General features: G+C 55.8%; 17 protein-coding genes, 3 tRNA genes and 1 pseudogene. 11 read left to right on the top strand and 10 right to left on the bottom strand.

The features are described from left to right. Positions 1 to 152 precede the first annotated feature (152 nt). Entirely contained in the window at positions 153 to 401 is a 249-nt protein-coding gene (locus PG883_RS12005) for a hypothetical protein (protein WP_010674978.1), read from the top strand. Between the two features lie 420 nt (positions 402 to 821). Here the strand turns inward: PG883_RS12005 and PG883_RS12010 are convergent, their stop codons facing one another. After that, positions 822 to 1,073, bottom strand: a complete 252-nt coding sequence (locus PG883_RS12010) for a type II toxin-antitoxin system Phd/YefM family antitoxin (RefSeq protein WP_010674977.1) — start codon at positions 1,071 to 1,073, stop codon at positions 822 to 824. A 78-nt stretch (positions 1,074 to 1,151) separates the two neighbouring features. Next, positions 1,152 to 2,459 carry a Fic family protein gene (locus tag PG883_RS12015; protein WP_021140687.1) on the bottom strand — a complete coding sequence of 436 codons (1,308 nt, stop codon included), beginning with the start codon at positions 2,457 to 2,459 and terminating at the stop codon, positions 1,152 to 1,154. Positions 2,460 to 2,713: 254 nt separating this feature from the next. Between PG883_RS12015 and parS the strand changes: the two genes are divergently transcribed. The 4 genes from parS (at position 2,714) to PG883_RS12035 (ending at position 9,740) form a co-directional block, all read left to right on the top strand. Further along, a complete protein-coding gene (gene parS / locus PG883_RS12020) occupies positions 2,714 to 3,166 on the top strand; it encodes a type II RES/Xre toxin-antitoxin system antitoxin (RefSeq protein WP_021140686.1) in 453 nt (150 codons plus the stop codon). Positions 3,167 to 3,497: 331 nt separating this feature from the next. Beyond that, entirely contained in the window at positions 3,498 to 4,076 is a 579-nt protein-coding gene (locus PG883_RS12025; RefSeq protein WP_024941319.1) for a hypothetical protein, read from the top strand. Continuing rightward, complete coding sequence (locus PG883_RS12030; RefSeq protein ID WP_043171236.1) at positions 4,069 to 6,447, top strand: site-specific integrase; 2,379 nt, start codon at positions 4,069 to 4,071, stop codon at positions 6,445 to 6,447. The genes PG883_RS12025 and PG883_RS12030 overlap by 8 nt, the downstream gene beginning before the upstream one ends. After that, positions 6,432 to 9,740 carry a tyrosine-type recombinase/integrase gene (locus tag PG883_RS12035; RefSeq protein ID WP_043171237.1) on the top strand — a complete coding sequence of 1,103 codons (3,309 nt, stop codon included), beginning with the start codon at positions 6,432 to 6,434 and terminating at the stop codon, positions 9,738 to 9,740. The genes PG883_RS12030 and PG883_RS12035 overlap by 16 nt, the downstream gene beginning before the upstream one ends. On the opposite strand, the gene PG883_RS12040 is transcribed toward PG883_RS12035, so the two are convergent. Further along, entirely contained in the window at positions 9,713 to 10,060 is a 348-nt protein-coding gene (locus PG883_RS12040) for a hypothetical protein (protein WP_270807235.1), read from the bottom strand. The two genes, PG883_RS12035 and PG883_RS12040, sit on opposite strands and share 28 nt — an antisense overlap. 196 nt (positions 10,061 to 10,256) lie before the next feature. Next, positions 10,257 to 10,484 carry a helix-turn-helix domain-containing protein gene (locus PG883_RS12045; protein WP_059169915.1) on the bottom strand — a complete coding sequence of 76 codons (228 nt, stop codon included), beginning with the start codon at positions 10,482 to 10,484 and terminating at the stop codon, positions 10,257 to 10,259. A gap of 123 nt (positions 10,485 to 10,607) precedes the next feature. Here PG883_RS12045 and PG883_RS12050 point away from each other — a divergent pair, with 123 nt between their 5' ends. From PG883_RS12050 to PG883_RS12060, 3 genes are read left to right on the top strand one after another with little or no spacing between them, the layout of a single operon-like run. Further along, entirely contained in the window at positions 10,608 to 10,817 is a 210-nt protein-coding gene (locus PG883_RS12050) for a hypothetical protein (protein WP_021140683.1), read from the top strand. A gap of 15 nt (positions 10,818 to 10,832) precedes the next feature. Continuing rightward, positions 10,833 to 12,077 (top strand): tyrosine-type recombinase/integrase, encoded by a 1,245-nt coding sequence (locus tag PG883_RS12055; protein WP_010674969.1) that lies wholly within the window; start codon positions 10,833 to 10,835, stop codon positions 12,075 to 12,077. Next, entirely contained in the window at positions 12,061 to 12,951 is an 891-nt protein-coding gene (locus tag PG883_RS12060; RefSeq protein ID WP_223916935.1) for an HDOD domain-containing protein, read from the top strand. The genes PG883_RS12055 and PG883_RS12060 overlap by 17 nt, the downstream gene beginning before the upstream one ends. A 559-nt stretch (positions 12,952 to 13,510) precedes the next feature. Here PG883_RS12060 and PG883_RS12065 read toward each other — a convergent pair. Beyond that, positions 13,511 to 13,609: pseudogene (locus PG883_RS12065) on the bottom strand (IS30 family transposase); the annotation flags it as partial. A 399-nt stretch (positions 13,610 to 14,008) separates the two neighbouring features. Between PG883_RS12065 and PG883_RS12070 the strand changes: the two are divergent. Then, positions 14,009 to 14,593, top strand: coding sequence for a class I SAM-dependent methyltransferase (locus tag PG883_RS12070; protein ID WP_024941336.1), 585 nt, complete (start codon positions 14,009 to 14,011; stop codon positions 14,591 to 14,593). Beyond that, on the top strand, positions 14,590 to 17,160 hold the full coding sequence (locus PG883_RS12075) for a DEAD/DEAH box helicase family protein (RefSeq protein ID WP_041204617.1): 2,571 nt from the start codon (positions 14,590 to 14,592) through the stop codon (positions 17,158 to 17,160). The genes PG883_RS12070 and PG883_RS12075 overlap by 4 nt, the downstream gene beginning before the upstream one ends. A gap of 123 nt (positions 17,161 to 17,283) precedes the next feature. Here PG883_RS12075 and PG883_RS12080 read toward each other — a convergent pair whose 3' ends face one another. The 4 genes from PG883_RS12080 to PG883_RS12095 all read right to left on the bottom strand — a co-directional run bounded on the left by PG883_RS12080 (position 17,284) and on the right by PG883_RS12095 (position 19,051). Next, positions 17,284 to 18,501: a J domain-containing protein gene (locus PG883_RS12080; protein ID WP_041211539.1), complete on the bottom strand. Its 1,218-nt coding sequence runs from the start codon at positions 18,499 to 18,501 to the stop codon at positions 17,284 to 17,286. Between the two features lie 160 nt (positions 18,502 to 18,661). Next, positions 18,662 to 18,737 (bottom strand) — tRNA-His (locus PG883_RS12085). Positions 18,738 to 18,861: 124 nt separating this feature from the next. Then, a tRNA-Arg gene (locus PG883_RS12090) sits at positions 18,862 to 18,938 on the bottom strand. 36 nt (positions 18,939 to 18,974) lie between these two features. Continuing rightward, positions 18,975 to 19,051, bottom strand: a tRNA-Pro gene (locus tag PG883_RS12095). Positions 19,052 to 19,254: 203 nt separating this feature from the next. Here PG883_RS12095 and folD point away from each other — a divergent pair. Then, positions 19,255 to 20,112, top strand: coding sequence for a bifunctional methylenetetrahydrofolate dehydrogenase/methenyltetrahydrofolate cyclohydrolase FolD (gene folD, locus PG883_RS12100; protein ID WP_010674955.1), 858 nt, complete (start codon positions 19,255 to 19,257; stop codon positions 20,110 to 20,112). 57 nt (positions 20,113 to 20,169) lie between these two features. Here the strand turns inward: folD and PG883_RS12105 are convergent. Further along, positions 20,170 to 20,276, bottom strand: a 107-nt coding sequence (locus PG883_RS12105; RefSeq protein WP_201872345.1) for a transposase, incomplete at its 5' end; no start/stop codon positions are given.

A 20,276-nucleotide genomic window follows, 5' to 3' on the forward strand; every position in this document is an offset into this window, starting at 1 on the left:
AAATTTTGCCAATCTAGCCGAGGTTTCTCGGGAAAATTTGCAAATGCAGTGATGGTGTCATACCAAGCAGCCACCTCCATTGAAGATCTAAACTGGACAGGTCCCCAGTGTTATCGAAAACGGGGGGGCGCAACCAACAAGGTAACTCTGACATGTTGAAACCCATTCTGGTACAGCTCCGAGAGGCCTTGGCCGAGCTGCCCTACTTCACCCATATCGACAACCAGCATGACTACGAAAGTGCGCTGGCACTGATAGATGAGCTGGTGGATGACTACGATAACAACGTCCAGCTGTTAGACCTGCTGGCGGCCAGCATTGAGCGTTGGGAAGATAATGCTGAAGAGTTTGCCGAGTTTAACCGGCGGGTGGCGGCCATCCCTGCGTCATCATCGACATGAACCACTAGGCTAACGTCTTGCCGCCGGGCGCAGCCTACCGCATGAAGTCCGAGCACGACAACAAGCTGCTGATGGATCTTCGATCCAAAAATCGGATGGTTGCACACACTCCAGGGTGGTCAAAATTGGACGCTGAAAACCCCGGATGGATGAGTCAGACAGGAATGCCGCCTGACGGCCTTTGCTTTTCAGTGGTTCGTCTCCATCGGAAGCGCCCAAGTGAATTCCCCTTTATTACTACACCGGGGCCCAGATCAGCAGGCGCTGCCAGTTCGCTCACACAATGAGGGGAGGAGGGCCATGACGCGACTAATGCTGCGATGACAATAAGGGGCATCGTAGCGTTGATCTCCAGCCCGCGCTTGATCAACGTTGACTTGCAAGAGCTGAGGGTAGTGATGGCAAGGATGGGATTCTAAATCATAGGTCCTCCAGGTTGACGCTGACGAACTCCGACCGTTTGACTCGCTCATCGACAATACGGTTCAGCTCGGCATCTTCGGCCAGTTCCAGATAGTAGGCGTAGAGCTCAGGCGGCACACAATAGAATGCTGGCTCGTTACGATAGAGGATGGCGACGGCATCGCCTTTTCCCTCTTTGATGGTCCCCATTGGATTGCGTCTGAGCTCTGTGATATTGGCAGTGGTGGCTGCCAGGCTTTGGTAACTCATGATGATGTCCTCGGCATAGAGCACCGCACTATGGAATACCTTAATAGATACTCAACTCGACGATTGTCACAGTATCAATCAGCGCCCATGTTGCGCTTTCCACGCGATAAACTCCGAGGGCCGTAAACCATAGCGTGCCAGAACACCTTCATGCAGCCTTCGCAACTCTTCAACAATCAGTGCCTGTACGGCCGATCGCTCTTGCTGCGGGACGTTCTCTGACACCGCTTGTTCAATGGTGCTGAGTGGATCAAGTTGGATCGACGTGACGACCCCACGGACAGTCTGTTTGATAAGATCCCGCCATGCTAGGCGAAGTGGGTCAGGTTCGGCGAGATCCCGCTTGATGGCAAGATATTCTTGGGTTGAACGTTCATAAGCCCACACGTACAGGTCGCGTAGCAGTTCGATGCGGGCCATTTCGTACACACCGAGGGTGGCGCGGCTGTAGGCCTGTTCTGGTACATCGAGGAAGGTGAGCGGGCAGAGGTTGCCACGAAACAGGGGGAGATTCGCGGCTAGGCGGGAAGTGCGTTTATTGATGTCGGCAAAAGGTTGTAGGTAGGGCAAGTGCACCATCATGAAAAACGATTGTTCAAACGGATCGTGGATCTGATTGGCTTTGCTCAGCACCTCGTCCAGCACCTCTTCGATTTGTTGTGCCGTGGATAACGGGCGATAGATACTTTTACTGATGTCGACAGCATGTTGGCGAATGCGCCCCTCATCGGCAGGGTTGGGTAGCAAGTTTTCCGCCAGGGCGCTGTGCAAGTTCATCAGGGTGTAGCGGTTAAATTCGGCACTGTCGATGTTTTCGACCAGTAACTCGATCGCGGTTTTATGGTTCAGGATCATCTGCGTTTCGATGGCTCCCTTACCCCGCGCGGCCTTGCCGTGCTCGATAAGTTCACGGGTGTCTAGCCTGCTATAGGTATTACCTTCCAGGTGGCTCGATGCCCATGATAAGTCGATCAACAAACGGTTCAGGATCGCTCGACTGTATGTGCCGGCAGGCTCATCGATGTCTGTGGTCTTGCCCATGTTGTGCAACTGACGGCGCAGTGATTCGGACAGGTAACAGGTTTCGTTGGGATGATATGCCTGCAAGAAATCATGCTGATAGCCCACGGGCTTGCGGGCTGGGAGGGGCTGGTCGATATAGGCAAGGATATCCAGGCTGTCGGCAGAGAGTGGGATGAACGCGGGGAAACTGTCCACCTTGGCTATCCGGGGCTCGGTATGGCTCTCGGAGTCAGCATGATAGCGGCGAGCCCGTCCTTCGCCTTGGGCTGTGATGTGGCCGCTTTCAATCAGCTTGGCTATCAGGCGCTGTGCGGTGCGTCTGGCAATGCTCGGGTGGCGGCCCAGCAGTTCAGCCAGCGTCAATCCGCTTTCGGATCCCCTGATAGTCTCTAGTAGGTCTGTGGTCGCTGACATCGTGTTTGTTGGCGCGTTTTTCATATATATGGCGCCATTTTGGCGCAGTTAACTAAACTGCGCCAGTTTTAGTGGCAAGTTTGGCGCAGTTTTGCGGTGGCTTCATAGGTTAACGTTTGGGGTTTGAAAGAGTCCTGCATCGTTGATGGTATGGTTTAGATGGGCTAGTTTAAAGGCGCAATGATACAGGGAGCCGCCTCGCCATGTCCTACGCTGCTTATCGTTCTGTTCGCCAGATCCGCCAACCGAAGGGGCTGATGGCCTCGCTGGCCTTGCCCCAGGAGCTTGTGGGGGCGCATCATCTCATTGTGGCTGGAATGGCTCCCTCCATCGTCAATGAACTGGCTGCGTTGCTGGGCTGCGACGTCAAGATAGTCTGTCAGCTGGTTGGCATTGACCGCTCGACGGTGACACGCAAGCGCACTGCGGCGGCCCTGCTGTCCCGCGCTCAGAGTGCCCGTATCTATTCATTCGTTAGTGTGATGGAGGCTGCGGAGTCGCTGTTCGAGGGGGACAGGGGGAAGGCGCTTGAGTGGTTGAACAAACCTGCCCGGGCGCTGGGAGGAAACCCTCCTGCTACTTTCCTGACGACCGCTGTCGGAGCTCAGGCAGTTATCGATCTCATCGGTCAGATTGAGCATGGCGTCGTCGTTTGATGGCGACCTATCTCGCTGAAGGCGTTACCGCTCGACAGCGGTGTCCAGCATGTGCAGGAGAAAGCCAAGTATTGTTCAATTGACGTCACCCGAGTCAGTCACATTCCCCCTTGCATATCGGCTAAATGATCCCGCTCCCTCGACGATTACCCACTTGGTGAATTGCATCTCCATTCCTGACTTCATTCACAGTACCTGCCTGCGGTAGGCCTGCCATGCGCAGGTTCAGAGGTTCGGTGTGTGGCTGAATCGGTTTATCGCTAAGGAACTGTTTGAAAACAAAATACATTTTTATGTAATGTGTTAGTAACGGGTGATACACGGGGTTTACATGAGGACGAAGGAGTCAGGGAACTATCAGATCCATCCGGCGTTAGTCGCGTTTCGTGAGGCGTGGTTGGAGTTGGGCTTCAAGACTGGGCTGCCGATTGCCGATCAATTCCATACGCTCTGGGAGTCAGCCATTATTCTCTATCGTCCCTTGTCGTCAGGCGATGATGTGGGCAGTGCGCTTATGATCGTAGGGCCATTGTTGCCAGTATTGTCTTGGCCGTCGCCAATCAAACCGCCGCCTGGGCAACGATTGATCCCCTGCGGGCTGAATGAGGGTGAGGTCGAGCAGCATCTGGCCGGGGAGTGGCTGAGGTTGATGACGCTGTTAGGGGAGCCCCGTCTCATCGAATGCAGCCGACGAATTTTCAATCGCGTTCTGACAGACGAGCAGCGTCTTAACTGGTTTCAGAAGAAGCGGTTGTCTCAAGACTATTGGGCCAAGGTGTGCGGGTTGTCCCGGGAACAGCTGGCGCATGCTCAGGAGGCGCTGAGCAAGTCCCGGCAAAAAGACAAAAAGAACGGGATGGTATCGGTGCCCGAACCTAACTTCTTCTTGCAGAGGTTAGCCGATGAGTGATGACCTTTCGCAGGAGCAGGCAGTGGAGGGTCTTGACGCTGAACCCGCCCGTTCCCTTACCCGACAGCTGGTGTTTCCGGAGGCGTTGGCCGAGTGGCACCGGCAAATCCTTGAATCGTTGCAAGCCTGCTGTCAGGGGATCCTGGGATTGGATCCAACACTGACCGCGTTGTTGGCCGCCGAGCTGCAGTGGATCGATTCTGTCTCATCCAAAGAGATGCTGCCCCCATCGCCACTCTCTGCCATGCAAATGCGTGAGCGGTTGAGTAAAGATCGGAGACTCAGCCAATTCTATCTCGTTGACGCCATCTTGGCGGAATTGCGTAGTGGCCATAGCCTCAACGGTGAGCTATTTGCTCAGCTCAAGTCCGTGACGATCCTGGCCGTCTTGGCGTTATCACATATCAATTTTTCTCAGGGTATTGCCGAGCGGGACCAAACGGTCGAAGAGGCGCTGCGCAACGTCAGGCTGATGGCGAACAATCAACGTGAGGTGATGATTAAGGCCCTGTCTGAGGTCGATTTTACGCAGCCGATACTGACGCTATTGCAAGCCATCAAGATCCAGAGAGAGCAATATGCCAATAACAAGCAGGTGAGCGTCAATACAGGGGCCTTGGAGGCCCTACTGAGCCGACTCTATAAGGCGCGAGCCAAAGAGATCAAAACGGGTACCCGGTCAACCGGCGAACGCCAGCGGTTCCAACTGGAGGCGCGTTATCAAGAGCAGCTCGACGAGCAGACCCAAATCCTGTTGCTACGGGAGGTTCTGCTGCAGCGCGGCAAAGTCAAACTGACCGAGTGGGAGGGTGAAGAGGAGCGAGGAACCCTCCCTGAGCAGCAGACGCTGCTGGTGTCCTCTCAGCCACAGGGGTTGATGGATATTCAGGCGAGGGTTTTGCAAAGCGCCTCGGTAGCGCTCTCCATGTCGATGCGTCATCTGCAGTTGCCGGCCAACCTTTGGATTGCCACAGCGTCACAGATCACACGCCTCGTCGATGCCTTGATGCCTCAGGCGGTCGATGAAACGGCGTTGCCGGCGCTGTCGATCCTGCTGCAACTGGTGATGGGCACGAGTAGCGAGGACTTGCACAAGCTGCCGGTCTGGCCGAGTACTGAGATTAAATTGCCTGCTCCTGGCTCTCGATTTGCCGATGACGACGGACCCTCAAAGAATGCCAGTGGTATTTGGCGGCTTCCTCATGGGGCGTATCTACAACGCTATGTAGAGGTTGCCCACAGCCGAGTGCATAGGAAATTGCACTCTTTTTTGCCAAAGAGCGACTTATTCTTGCAGCTACCTTTGCCAAAATGGGCCACTCATTTATTGGTTGGACACGGTTGGAGGACATTGAGTAGTAGCGCGCAGGTGGATTGTTTAGCGCGAGCAAATGAGCGAGCTGGCACGGCCTTGACCATGCGACAGCTGCAAAACTACCAGCGTGCTTGGTTGCAAAGAGAGGGGATTGATAGCGCCATTGCCGGTATCCTGCGTGGCAAGGCGGCTCAGCAATGTTCCCCTATGGCCTACAGTCATGTGCCACGTAAAGACGTGTTGCAGATCTGGTGCCGTTATTTGGCCTCCATGGGGATGACCGCGGTGGTGCTGGCACCGGAATTAGAACAAGGAGCTGTCGGATCACGCCTCTATCCTAGCGTTGGCGAGCTTGCTCGACTCCTAGGAAATTATCAGCAGTACCTCTGTGCACGACTCAGTGGGTCACGGCAGCAGCGTCCAACGCTGACGCAATATCATAACCTCCTCGTGCGCCACAGTTTGTTGATCCTCCATCTTTCTACTGCCGCCAGGCCCGTGACGGAGATGTACGGCAGGCGTGGCGATTACTGCCTCATCAGTCGCTTTATCCGGCTGACAGACAAAGAGGGACGATCTGTGAGCTCGGCCAGGTTGGTGCCATTGTCAGCGTTGGCAGTGCAGCAACTGCAAGCCTGGGAGCGCTATTTGACATATTTGGCATGTCAGCGTGAGCCGCTGCTGGCGCCGTTAGTGTCGGCGGCGGAGCAAGCATTGAGTGGAGCTGGAGCGCTCCTGTTCTGGGCGGTCGAGGCCAAAGATGGCAGCCTGGAAGGCACAGAAATCGTCACCCCAAATTCGATGATGAGGCAGTTCGAAAATCTGTTGCCCCTGGCGCCAAACTGGCATCGCCATTCGGTGCGCAGCCACCTGCTGGAGCAAGGCGTGGCCACCGAGTTTATCGATGCGCTGCTTGGTCATGAGGAGATGGGGACAGAGTTCACAAACCAGTACAGTAGTGCGGCGTTGAGCGATCTATTTACCCTGACGGACGTGCTGGACAAATGGCATCAAACCCTCGGGTTGAAGGTGATGGGCGAATGGACAATCCACTGATCGATTGGCGTGAACAGCTTCGAAAGGAAGATGAGCGTGCAGCGAACGTTCTTCGGTCTGGTCGGGCTATGCGTCGGGATCGTCTCAAACGTGCTCAGGTGCAAATAGAGCGTCGAGCACTGGATGCGCTGTTGCAACATTTGCCCGGCCTATTCAAGGAGCCAGCCGATGTCCGAGGGTTTGAGTATCTGTGGCCATTGGCGATGAGCACGTTGACGGGCAAGTATAGGCGACAGTCTGAATTCAAGGCTGGGCTGCGAGCCATCCTGCTTTGCCTGCAGCAGGGCAATACCAGCGGGTATTGGCAGTTGCCGTTGCCGACAATCCCCCTGACGGTGCTTCGGCGCCCGCTACCTTACACTGAAAAGTGGTTTGACAAAGCGCAGCGCTGTAGTCAAGCGCTGCTGAACTGGCATAGACAGATCGAGGCCCGCGACACTAGCCTGATCGAAGCTGAAGATTTACTGGCCGACATTCTTCATAGCGCGGTGTTTTACTGCGGTGTACACCAGACGGCGATTTTGCACGCACTGATGCTGGCCATCGCTGAGCGGCGAAGATTATGCACGAATGGCTCAGTTGTTTGGTTGCCTTTGACGTTAGAGAGCAAGGCGTTGGCCACCAATGCGCACGATAGAGCAGGGAAGGGGGTTACCGAGCTCCAGATTTTCCTAAGCCTGCCGACTCTGGGGTTGGTACAGCGCTGGTATCGTCGGCGCGGCAAAACGTTTGAGCTTGCCGTTGAGCTCGACACATTCAGCTTATGGGCCCAGAGACATCTGACTGCACCCCTGCGCGGGATCAAAGAGTTTTGCCAAGGGGCGAGTCTGGTAACCGGTGGGCAAGCCGGGGTCCGCTGGCCACAGATCCTGACTCATGTGGCATCTGGGGCGTTACACAGTGTACCACTGCCTCATGAACACTGGCTTTCACTGCATCATCCGACGGTTGCGGATGGTCACCAAGTGGTGTGTTTGGCGCAGGAGGCGAGTACCGGATTAGTCGATAACCTGACGGCAGGCAGTTCCAAGCGTCGGCGCTACCATGGCGAAGACCACCCTTATTCATCCTTACTGGCTCGGTTGCGAACGGTGTTGGCGGAAAAGGAGAGCGCGACTCGCAAGCAGACGAAGGCAAGCTGCCTCGCAGGACTGAATCGGTTGCGCAATGAGCAGACCCTCAGCAAGTCAGAGCAGATCCTGGTCGGGTGGCTACATCAATGCATCGCAAAGAACAAAAACAAGCCTTCGACGCTGCGCAGTTACCTTAGTCGCGGTGGTCAGCAATGGCTTGTTCGGTGCTTTGATCATGATCTCGGCTTATGGGATGGCGATCGTTTTCTGAGCTGTTATCGAGCATTGCTGGAAGAGTATGGGGGGACTTCAAATCTGGTCGTCGACCCGGCGCTCTCTGGTGCGGTTGAACGGACGGACCTGGAAAGATCCTCCTCCGCAGAGCCGGAAAGTTCCTCTTCCGAGGCGCCCGTTAGCCAAAAGAATGCTGTCAGCTACATGGCTGCACGCTTGACCAGCCTGCACAGCTATGCGGTGGCGAGTTACCACTTGGCCCCATTGCCGGAGGAGCTGGTCCCGCGCGAGCGCCAGCGGCCCCATGTGCGTGCCACCTATCTCAGTGAACCTCTCTTTCGACAGTTGCTGCGTGGAATGGAGCGGATGACGCACACCTCATCGAGTTACCGAGAGTGTCTGAGCGCGTTATACATCGTGGCTTATCGTGCTGGACTGCGCTTGAGCGAGATCCAAAAGCTCAGGTTGAAAGATATCGAACGCAGTCCAGAGTGCTGGCTATATATTCGCGATACCCGGCTTGATGATGGCAAGAGTGACAGTGCCACCCGCAAGATCCCCCTGGGGGTCTTGCTGACCCCGGAAGAGCGTACTCGATTGGATGCGTACTTGTCTGGGTTATGGCCGCGAAAGGCGAAAAACGCGAACGCGCTGGCGTTTCCCTCACAGAGCGGTTGGTTGATACCGATGTCGGATGAAGAGATCAGGGGGCCGTTAACCAGTATCCTTCGGCAGGTTGGTGGGAAATACTATACCTTCCATCATCTGCGGCATACGGCATTGAGCCGCCTGCAACTGCTGCTACATCACGAAGCTCTGGCACTGCACAGTTTGCCAGGGTGGGCACATTTCCTGCCTTGGTCGGCCGCACAGTGTACCGCTATCTACCAGACCATCACACACTCATCCACTCAGGGGGATTATTGGGCGCTGGCCCAGTTTGCTGGCCATCAGAGCCCGGAGACGACGTTGCACTCATATTTGCATTTTACCCACTGGGTCAATGCAGCGTGTCTGTTGCAGGCCAAGTACGACTGGTCTTTGTCACTGCGACACCACTTCACCGGGCTGTCTCGTGCAAAGCTCACACAGAACGACTGGTTGGAGGGGCCCTTGACATGGCAGCGCTGCCGGGAGGCCCTGCTCCAGTCGCTTTCGCCTTATCTTCAACAGGTCTCCTGGGTCCTGATGGAGTGTGCACCTTACCCTCCCTTGGTTAAACACAAGCTGGATTTTGATGCCGCTCTGGAGCTGATCGCACGGTTCGCACGACATGAAGATATCACCGATCAACTCAATCGTTATCAACTCACACCCGCTATGGTCGATGAGTTAGTTGAAAAAATTCATTTACTTAAAGCATTTAAGACTCAGCGGGGAGCACAGCGATTGCTCTACTCAACGTCACATCATCTGAATTTGCTTCCTGGAGCCTTGCGCAGTCATAAGGAGCAAGTCGAACTCCGTAAAGTGGTTAAACTGGCTCGCCAGGTCTATCGCGAGCAACGAGCGGCTTTCATCGAATGGATTGGCTATCTGCTAGTCCGAAGCAATACTCGCAACACTGGGATCCCCTTCACGGATCCACAGATGTTGCAAGCCTTCCTGAGTGTGACGGTGTTACTGCTGCCAGCGACACGGATTGCGATCGAGGTACGATGTGGCGCCAAACGGAGTGAAAAATCCCCATGGCGGGAGGTCATCTCACGCTATCGCGTGAAGAGTGAATTCATTGAAAAAAGTGGGGCTAACCGGGCACTACTGCGAATAATTCATCCTGACGAGGCGGGTATCTGTCAGCGTTCTACTGAGCGGCAGCAAAATGCTGACACGGTAAAACCAATGGCGCGCTACAGCACTCCGTTGCTGCGGACAGTCGCCTATGTCGTGGCGCTGAAAGTAATGAGCATCCAAGAGCTGGTATCGCTAGGTAACAAGAAGAAAGCCGACTTTGCACGTCAAACCGCGCGTGAGCTTACAGATTGAACGTGCAACATGCTGAAATAGAATAAAAATCTATTTGCTTCGCCATTTTGCCAGCTGCCTGACCACTGCGCGCTGCGCATCTGATGTGGATAGGCCTTGAAGGGGCAGGAATTGCTCTGCTTGCCGGCGCTGCTGTCGAGGGCTGAACCAGCTTTTCCCATCCTTATCCATGTTTCAAGGGCTCGAAACGGCGCGTTGGAGTATTGGCAAAAAGTCATCCGTCGTTGCGTCGCGTGATAGCTGGCCACGCAACTGAGCGCGCCAGCGTTTGTGCCAAATCCGCTTGTCTTCAGCTTCAGACGTCGCTGTTGTGTAGCCAAACATGGGGGTCTTTCGTCGACTTCGGCTCATTTTTTTACCTCATCTCAGGGGGGATGAAAATTTATCCGGAGTATCGATGGGAAAGTGCATATTGATGAGGTGAGGAAGGCTGGGATGGTCAGATTGACTACCACGTCACCGTTCCCCTGACCTCGTTAAACCAGACCTTTTGGGTTCTCTCGTAAGAGTCTTTTGTTACATTCCACCGAGATTCTCGGGAGGGTGACCCACCACTTCAAACAAATCACCAATCTCAATTCTTAAATGGTGGCATAACTGTTCTATTACTTCTAACTCCACTCGCGTTGCCGTCTCATTGTAGAGACGATGCAAAGTGTTTCGATTGATACCCGTATCTCTGGCAACTTCGGCAACTTTGAGTTTCCGTTCACCCAAAATTCGGGATAGATGGCACTTAATCATCACTCCTCCATAGAAAAAAGACCTGCAGGATGGCAAAAATCGTTGCACTAACGATTTGTGGTGCTAAAATCCCTCCTGTGGTGCATTTGTTTTTTTTGAAGAGAAAAAAGAGAGGATATGATTATGGCATACACCTACCTGACAACAGAAGAGCTCTCTGCTCGCATCAAGTTCGATCCACGTACTATCCGCAATCAGCTGAAAGACTCTGTCCTGCTCGAAGGGCTGCACTATATTCGCCCGTTTGGCGGTCGTAAGTTGTTGTTTCTCTGGGAGCCTATCGAAGAGGAAATGCTCAAGCACAGCGCAATGTTCGAGTCGTTTCAGGGCTAGGGGAGGTGGATTCTTATGGCAACAGTATATAGCCTTAACCAATTGCTTTACCTCGATTTTTGCTTCAAGGGGAAGCGCTGTCGTGAGCGCACTGGGTTACCCGATACAAGCCAAAATCGCCACAAACTGAAGCAGTATTGTGAACGGTTGGAGGCACAAATCACCCTCGGGCAGTTTGATTTTTGCAAAACCTTCCCAAACAGCCCGCGTTGTGGCTACTTCACCAAACTGGCCGAGCGGGAAGCCGTGTTGCGGGCTGGGTGCCCTCTGTTGTCTGATTTTGCTGAGCAGTGGTACCAGGAAAAATCGGCCGAGTGGCGAACCTCCCAGCAGGAGACCATCCGCGACATTCTTGATTGCCATCTGCTGCCGCACTTTGGCAATCAGCCGCTGAGCGTGATCGATAAGTCTGCGATCTTGGCATTCAGGACAATGATCGCTCGTTTGCCCGGGAGAGGTGGCAAGCCGATCTCAGCCTCACGGGTCAACCACATCATGACGCCGCTTCGCATGATGTTGGCAGATGCGGCAGATCGGTTCGGTTTTGACTCGCCCTGGCGCAATATCCGAGCACTCAAGATCCCCCGTAGCAACATCATGCCCTTCAGTCTTGAAGAGATTGGTCGACTGCTGGCAGTGGTGAGGGCTGACTTTCGCCCTTATTACACCATCCGGTTTTTTACCGGGCTACGTTCGAGCGAGATCCACGGTTTAACCTGGCGCCACATCGATTTCGAGCGCCGGCAGATCCTGGTGTATCAGGCATGGGTCCGCAATGAACTGATCCCGACGAAAACCGATGGCTCCTATCGCGCGGTGCAGATGAGTGAGCAGGTTTATCAGGCATTTCTCACTCAACGCGACCGCTACGATGGCAAGGTCTCACCAGATGGGTTTGTTTTCTGCACGAAGCACGGCAGCCCGTTCGAGGATCGCAATGTGGCCAATCGGGTGTGGTACCCATTGCTGTCGTTGTTAAAGCTGGAGAAGCGCAAGCCCTATCAGACAAGGCATACCGCCGCCACGCTCTGGCTCGCGGCAGGTGAGAGCCCTGAGTGGATAGCAAAGCAACTGGGCCATAACAGCACTCAGATGTTATTCCGGGTCTATTCCCGTTACGTGCCTGATCTGTCGGGTCGGGATGGGCATGCCTTTGAGCAGATGTTGGCGGGATTCGAGCAGCAGCGGCTTGCCTCGAAGGCGCTGGCGGAAAGGTGGGATTCACACGATGGGGAGGCGGGTCATGGTACACGTCACTGAATATGCGGATTGCGGCGAACTGATGTGGGCAACCAGACTGGCGGATAGCGAGGGCGAGTATGAGTGTTGGGAATTGTTATCGCCAAAGGCCGTCCATCGAGTCTCGGTCTCAGATAAATGCATGGCAACTATTGCGCCGTCGGGGCAGCTGGTACTGGCAATGCTGGGGATGGAGCAGCAGTCTGTCACATTGCGCAGTTGTCGCGCTCTGGAAGGCATCACAGGGGACGAGGGGCGTCAACTGTGGGAGTTTCACCTTGGTTTGGCCCTCAATGAGTCGCATGGCCAGATGATCCAGGCACTGTGGCGCTTCTATGCCATGTTACCGCCCGGCGGGTTACGGCGCTTTTCCCTCGGGATCCTACGTGACCGGCGTTTTATCACCGGGTTTTATCGAGGCAGGGCGAGCCATCACCATCATCATGACCATGTGGGTGGCTTGCTGGAGCACAGTGTAGAAGTGGCGATGACAGCCAGGATGTTGTGTCGTCAATACCGGCTTGATGGACGCACCGCCGACGTCGCCTTCCTAGGGGGATTGCTGCACGATGTGGGCAAACTCTACCTCTACTACAACGTGGAAGCCGGAGAGGGGATCTGCTCCCAGCATGAAGCCCTGAACTTCATGAAGTTGGAGCCACACCTGCAAAGTCTGATGAGCCAGGATCCCCGGGCATTTGAAGCCCTGTCGGCCTGCTTGTCCGCATCGATTGGCAAGCCGCTTATCCAGTATATGCCGGAGACTATCGTCAAGATGGCGGATCGATTATCGGCCGAAGTATTCAACTGGCGCAGGGTGTTTGCAGGATTGCCCGATTTTTACTGGTTTCGGAAATCGACCAGCGATACGCGGATTTACAAGCGGCTGGATTGATGGCGTGGTCGTGGGCTTAAACCGGTTTTAAAGAAGAGCTGGCAAGATGGTGGCATCACCCACAACGTCCGATGGGGCTCTTGCCGGGGGTAAACAGGTTGCGTGTTGAGATAATGCGGGAGGCAATATGTTGGTAAAAGCGATAGTTCCGACGGAGCAGGTCGTAGATGTTATCTGTGATGTGTGTGGTGACTTTCTGGAATTGGATTTTGCTTTTGGCCATGATCTCGCACCTCGATAACTGTACGTAAGATCAGTATAGTTCGTGGTAACTGACTGCTAATCATGGGTAATCAGGAAGGGTTTAATCAGATAGCAAAACACCGAGATGTTGGTAGTCACACAAGGGAAGGTGCGAATAAGTGGGTAGCACCTTCCTCTTTGATTGCTAGGTCGATTTTTGACTCGGCCCTTTTCTAAAATTGCCCCATTTTCTTCAAAAATCAGGCTTTATAACCATTTTCACCCCCTTTCTGGGGGTATTCCCCGATTTTAGGTAGATCTTTCCTGTGCCCTTATCAATTGATCCGCGAATTCAACTTCGAAGTGCGACACTCGCCTATGCTGCCTGACGGTACTCTTCGAATACCTTGACAGGCTGCCTGAATCCGAGACATTTCCGAGGTCGTAGGTTGAGCCACTGCTCCGCTCTCCTGAGGAAGGTGCGAATAAGTCATATGGCACGAGAGCATTTACTGGTAACCCATTGATATTAAATGACTAAAATTTTCATTTTTTGTTCGTGGGATACTTGTTCGCACTTTCCCTAGTTTCACACAGCTCGTTGCTGACTCCAACAAAGAGCCCGTAGAACGTACGATGCTTATCGCCGGTTTATTGGGGCGCGAACCGGCCTCAAGCCATCCAAGTGTAAATTCGTAGTGAAGATTCTACTTGTCCAAGAGCAGATCACTCTGGTCGCTGCAATCAGTGGGAAGATAATCAAGGTGCCAGTTGGTCTTCCCGTACTGCGGATTGTCTGAAATGGCGCTGACTCGATTTTTTTACCCCTATCTCTCTGTTAATCTTGGCGTTTTCTGCTAGGTGCCTGCTTACTATGTCTATCGATTACTACAACCAACACGCCGATAGCTTCGTCGAAGGCACGCTGTCGGTCGATATGCAACCGCTTTACCAGCGCTTCTTGCCTCTGCTCGCCGCCGGCGCTCATATCGTCGATGCGGGCTGCGGCTCTGGGCGGGACAGCCTGTATTTCCATCAGCAAGGTTTTCGGGTCACAGCCTTCGATGCCAGCGCGGAGCTGGCCCTGCGTGCCGAGCGCCTGCTTGGTCAGCCGGTGCAACTGTGCCGTTTCGAGCAGTTTGTGGCTCCCGTGCCGGTCGATGCCATCTGGGCCTGTGCCAGTCTGCTGCATGTTCCCCGCGCCGAATTGGATGCCGTAATGGCCCATCTGTGCCAGCAACTCGCCGACGGTGGTCTGCTCTATTGCTCGTTCAAATATGGGGTAGACGAGACCGAGCGCGATGGCCGAGCCTTCACCCAGTTGGATGAGGCGGGGCTGCACGCCCTGATCACGCCGTTGCCGCTGAGCGAGGTCGAGACTTGGCTGACGGCGGATCGACGCCCCGGCCGCGAGCAGGAGCGTTGGCTTAACGCCATCGTGCGCAAGGTCGGGTCATGAGTGCACCCGTGCTCATCAGCGGGGGAGAGGCGGGGGATCCGGAGTTCAACGATCCCCTGTTGCCACATCTGCTGGACGCCATCGCCCGTTGTGGCGAGGGTAGCCGCATCGAGTTGTGTGTCTCCTTTATTCGCCAAAGCGGGCTGGTGCTGTTGCGCGGTGCCCTGCACGAGGCGTTGGCGCGAGGAGCACGGCTTCGGGTGATCACCTCGGACTATCTGGAGGTGACTCAGCCGGTGGCGCTGCGCGAGTTGCTTAAATTTGATCCCGCTCGCTCTTGCGCGCTGATCTACCAGAGTCAGGGCAATCGCGGCTTTCACCTCAAGTCCTATCTGTTTGTCCAGCACGCAGCCCAGTATCTAGGCGAGCAAGTTGGCCAGGAAGGGTCGCCAGCGGTGCTCGGTGGCCAGGCGTTTCTCGGCTCCAGCAATATCTCTGCCGCCGCCCTCACCGAGTCGCTGGAGTGGAACTGGTCGCTCAGGGCTGAGCCGAGCGGCCCCAGCGAGCCGCATCACAGCCTGCGTCAGCTCGCGGCTCAAATCGATCGGCTGGCGCAAGACGCGCGGGTCGTGCCCCTTACCCACGACTGGATCGATGGCTACCTCGCTCGCTATCGGCAGAGCGCGCTGCGGGAGTTGCGGGTGCTCACTGGGGATCATCGCAGCAGCGCTGAGCAGCTGCGTGAAGCCCCCATCCCCAACAGCGTGCAGCAAGAGGCGCTGATGGCGCTGCAAGCCGCGCGGGCACAGGGGCATAAACGGGGTGTGGTGGTCATGGCGACCGGCCTTGGCAAGACTTGGCTCGCGGCTTTTGATGTGCGCCAGATGCAGGCGGCCCGCCTGCTGTTTGTTGCCCATCGGGAGGAGATCCTGACCCAAGCGCGCCAGACCTTCTTGCACATGGTGCCGCGGGCAAATTCGGGCCTCTATCATGGTCAGCAGCAGGATGAGGCCGACTGGCTGTTTGCCTCCATCCAGACCCTGGGCAAGAGTCAGCATCTGCTGCGCTTTGCACCGGATCACTTCGATTACGTGGTGGTCGATGAGTTTCATCATGCCGCCTCACCCTCCTACCGGCGCTTGCTAAACCACTTCAAGCCCCGCTTCCTGCTCGGGCTGACCGCGACCCCTGACCGCACCGATCAGGCCGATATTCTGGCGCTGTGCGACAACAATCTCGTCTTTGAACGGGGGCTGGCCCTCGCCATCGAGCAGAAGATGCTGGTGCCGCTCACCTATCACGGCATTTTGGATGACACCGTCGACTATGCCGCGCTGCCTTGGCGCAACGGTCAGTTTGACCCCCATGCGCTGGAGAGTGCCTTCGCCAGTCAGAAGCGGGCTCAGCACGCCCTTAGCCAGTGGCGACGTTTACGCCAGCAGCGCACGCTGGCCTTCTGCATCTCGACCCGTCATGCCGATTTTATGGCCAGCGTCTTCCAGCAAGCCGGTGTGCGGGCGATAGCCGTCTATGCGGGCTCCCGCCAGGGGCGACAAGCCGCCCTGGAGCAACTGGCCGCCGCCGAGCTTGATATCATCTTCTCGGTAGATTTGTTCAACGAAGGCACCGACTTGCCCGCCATCGATACCGTGCTGATGCTGCGCCCCACCGAGTCGCGCATCGTGTTCCTGCAACAGTTGGGGCGGGGCTTGCGCCTCTATCAAGGCAAAGAACGCCTGGTGGTGATCGATCTGGTGGGCAATCACAAGGCGTGTCTCTACAAGCCCCAGCTGCTGCAAACGCAATTGACCCGCCCACCAACGCACGCAAACAGGGCGATGCCGCTGGCGGCAGGTTGTTTTATCAATCTGGATCCCAAGCTGCTTCCGCTGCTGGCGCTGTTAAAAAAGCAGCAGAAACCGACTCTGATTGAGACCTATCAGACCCTCAAAGAGCACCTCGGCTATCGCCCCACCGCGCGGCAAACCTGGGCAGTCCGGCTGGGTGAGCAACTGCGTTTCGATACCCAAAAACAGGGGGGCTGGTTTGAGCTGCTCGCCCAAGCGGGCGATCTGGGGGAGGAGGAGCTGCGCGTGCTGAACCGGCACGGCGACTTTCTGCGTTCGGGGGTGGAGCACACCGCGCTCACCAAGAGTTTCAAGTTGATCCTGCTATTGGCGCTGCTCGAACTCGACGGCCTGCGTGAGCCACCCACCTTGGCGGCGCTGGCCAGCCACTCCCGTTACCTGTTTGAGCGGCATCCCGAGCTGGCCCGCCTCGATCTACCGGTCAAGCAGCAAGCCCTGAGCGCCGACAGCCCGGCTTGGCTCAGTTACTGGAAGAGCAATCCGATCAAGTTCAGCAGTGGCGGCAATCCAGGCGCCAAGGGGGAGTACTGGTTCGAGGTAAGGGAGGATCGCTTCTGCCCACGCTTCGCGGTGAGTGAGGAGGATATCGATCCTCTGCATCGCATGGTGCAAGAGCTGCTGGACTTGCGTCTGGCCCAATATCAGCAGCGCAAAATCGCATCGGCAGCCGCCATTTCCCCTGAGCCCTTCACAACTATCCACGATGAGGAACAGGCGCTGGCGCCTGATGCCAAAGCGCGTCAGGTGACCCTGATTTAAGGCTGGCTATCCGATAGCACGATCAGTGTAAAAACAAGCAGTGTAAAAACCAGCAGCGTGAAAGCAATCAAGGCGCCAGTGGCGCCTTGATTGTTTGGGGAGATGGTCGGTCAGCGCTGGCCGTTACCGAAACAGCCATTCCATATCGTCCTCTTCCTCACGCCACCTTATTTGCTGCTGATCCCAGCGGGCCGCCAGATAGGGTTTGAGGGTCTGCAGGGTGGTGATCTCGGCCAGCTGGGCAGTCAGGTGGTCGATATCACGCAGCAAATAGTCCCGATGTTCGGCAAAGGCCTGCTCGGTCTTTTTCTTGGATGATTGCTTGAATTTGTGCAGCACCGCGCCCATTAGCCCGTCTTGCCCGCCGTAGTAGCTGACTTCGAGCTCGCGTAGCTGGCGTTTCAGCATCGGGTTGAGGTAAGCGAGGTTCTCGTCACTGAGCAGGTTATCGAACTCGGGTAGGTGAGCGTGGGCCAGCTGTAACAGGGTGAACATCTCTTTGTTTTCCCAAGCCTGACTGAGTTGGCCCATGATGCGGGTCTTTTCCGCCTGCATGGCGGGGTCGGGTTCCCGATCCGGGTGCAGCGCCAGGGCGAGCTTGCGATAGAGCTGCTTGAGGCTGGATTTGCTGAACAGCTGTTCGATGCGCATCTCTTCCTCTTGCTCACGACGGGTGCGCGTGTGGGCAAAAGCATCTTGCTGCTCAGCGCCGAAGGGGGACTCATCGGCAAACAACTCATCATCGTCGAAGAGGGCATCCTCTTCCTCACCAGCGGTGTCACTCCCGTTGGCCATTTTCTGCTTCGCCGCGTTTATCAGGTACTCGTGCAACAGAGCGGGGTTTTTGACCATATCGCGCAAGGTGTCGATGTCTTCGGGGCAGTGACCACAAGTTTCCATCAGCATATGGGTAAGTTCATCACACTGATAGTCGAGCTGTTCGTCATCCATGTGCAGGGCGGTATTGGTTTGGATTTGGTGATAGAGGGGGGCCAAATCCATCTCGCCACGAAACGGATTGGACTCGAGATAGTTGATGAGATCGTGGATCCAGTGGTGCAAGGTCTCCCGTTGCCACTGGGTAAAGCTCTTGCGAGCCGTAAAGTCGGTCAGTCGCTTGGTGAGGGCAAAGATGAGCTCGCATTGTTGACGCTCAAGGGGTTCGATGTCGCTGGTGAAGCGCTGATAGATATCGCGGCCGTTGAGGGTTTGCTTGTCGATTTTTGCCTGTAGCTTTTCGAGCGCTTGCCAGTTGCGGTGGAAGAGATCGAGGGCGGGGTTACCCGTCGTGGGGGAGGGCTGGCGAGCGGGCTGCTTGCGAGCTGGATTACGAAGAGACATAGGCCGCCTCCATAGGCGTTATTTTGTTCGCTAAAACAAAAAAACCGGCGCGGGGCCGGTTTATCGCCGCGCATAAATAGCGCGAAGTCTGCCTTGCAGATGAGTTGCTGGCCATATTAAAGCCTTTCTTACGCAACAGATAGCAACAACAGAGAAATAATGGGGTGGCTGATGGGGCTCGAACCCACGACAACCGGAATCACAATCCGGGACTCTACCAACTGAGCTACAACCACCACTGAAATCATCGCCATTTTGTGTCTGCCAAGGCCTGGCCAAGGTCATCCTGAGATAATCTGCCGAATGGACGATAAGTCACACTCTTCATCAATAACTCAATGATTTAAAACACATTTTAAATGGCGCGCCCTGCAGGATTCGAACCTGCGACCCACGGCTTAGAAGGCCGTTGCTCTATCCGACTGAGCTAAGGGCGCGTTGTATCAAGAAATCCGGGGATTTCCCGATGAACCTGGTCGGTGATAAAGGATTCGAACCTTTGACCCTCTGGTCCCAAACCAGATGCGCTACCGGGCTGCGCTAATCACCGAAAATTCGCCATCCAGCATACCTTCGGCGGCACCACTGGGCAACGGGCGGGCATCATACCCAAGCGCCAAAGTCAGCGTCAACGACTTTTTCCACCAGTAAATTCAAGTGCCTACTTATTGCCCTCCCTGCGAGAGCCGCTAACACCCGCGCCAAAAAAATGCGACAATGCGCCGCAGTTGAACACATGGTGAGTGAAGAACGATGTCTGCCAAAATCATTGATGGAAAACAGGTTGCGCAAACGATTCGCAATCAGGTCGCCGCGCAAGTCCAACAGCGGTTGGCGCAGGGGAAACGGGCACCGGGTCTGGCGGTGATCCTGGTGGGGCTGGATCCGGCCTCCCAAGTCTATGTGGGCAGCAAACGTCGCGCTTGTGAAGAGGTGGGATTTGTCTCCCGCTCCTATGACCTCAGCGCCACGGCGACACAAGCGGAGCTGCTGTCCCTGATCGACCAGCTCAACGAGGATCCGGAAGTGGACGGCATCCTGGTGCAGTTGCCCTTGCCGGCCCACTGCGATACCACCCAGGTGCTGGAGCGCATTCGTCCCGACAAGGACGTTGATGGCTTCCATCCCTACAACGTGGGTCGTCTGGCCCAGCGCATCCCGGCGCTGCGACCCTGCACCCCCAAGGGGATCATGACCCTGATCGAGACCACCGGCGTCAAGACCCACGGTCTGCATGCGGTGGTGGTCGGGGCTTCCAACATCGTGGGGCGCCCCATGACGCTGGAGCTGCTGCTGGCTGGTTGCACCACCACCACCTGTCACCGTTTCACCCAGGATCTGGAGACCCAGGTGCGCCGGGCCGACTTGCTGGTGGTGGCGGTGGGCAAGCCCAACTTCATTCCGGGGGAGTGGGTCAAACCCGGTGCCCTGGTGATCGACGTGGGCATCAACCGCCTTGCGGACGGCTCCCTGGTGGGAGATGTGGAGTATGAGACCGCGCGTAATCACGCCGCCTTCATCACGCCGGTACCGGGGGGCGTGGGCCCCATGACGGTCGCCAGCCTGATGGAGAACACCCTGAGCGCCTGCCAGGATTACCACGACGCCTGATGAGGGCGCCGGGCAGAAAAGAGAAAGGGAAGGCATTGCCTTCCCTTTTTTTATGGTTCATCGCGGCTTTCCGGGGAAGGCCGCCTTGATTTTCAGAAAAAAGTATTCTGAGTCCCTAAATCCATATGCCATGCGCTTTATCACTTTGATCTTGTTGTTCACCC

Origin of the sequence: Aeromonas sp. QDB25, from assembly GCF_027707725.1 — a bacterium.
Lineage (GTDB): Bacteria > Pseudomonadota > Gammaproteobacteria > Enterobacterales > Aeromonadaceae > Aeromonas > Aeromonas caviae.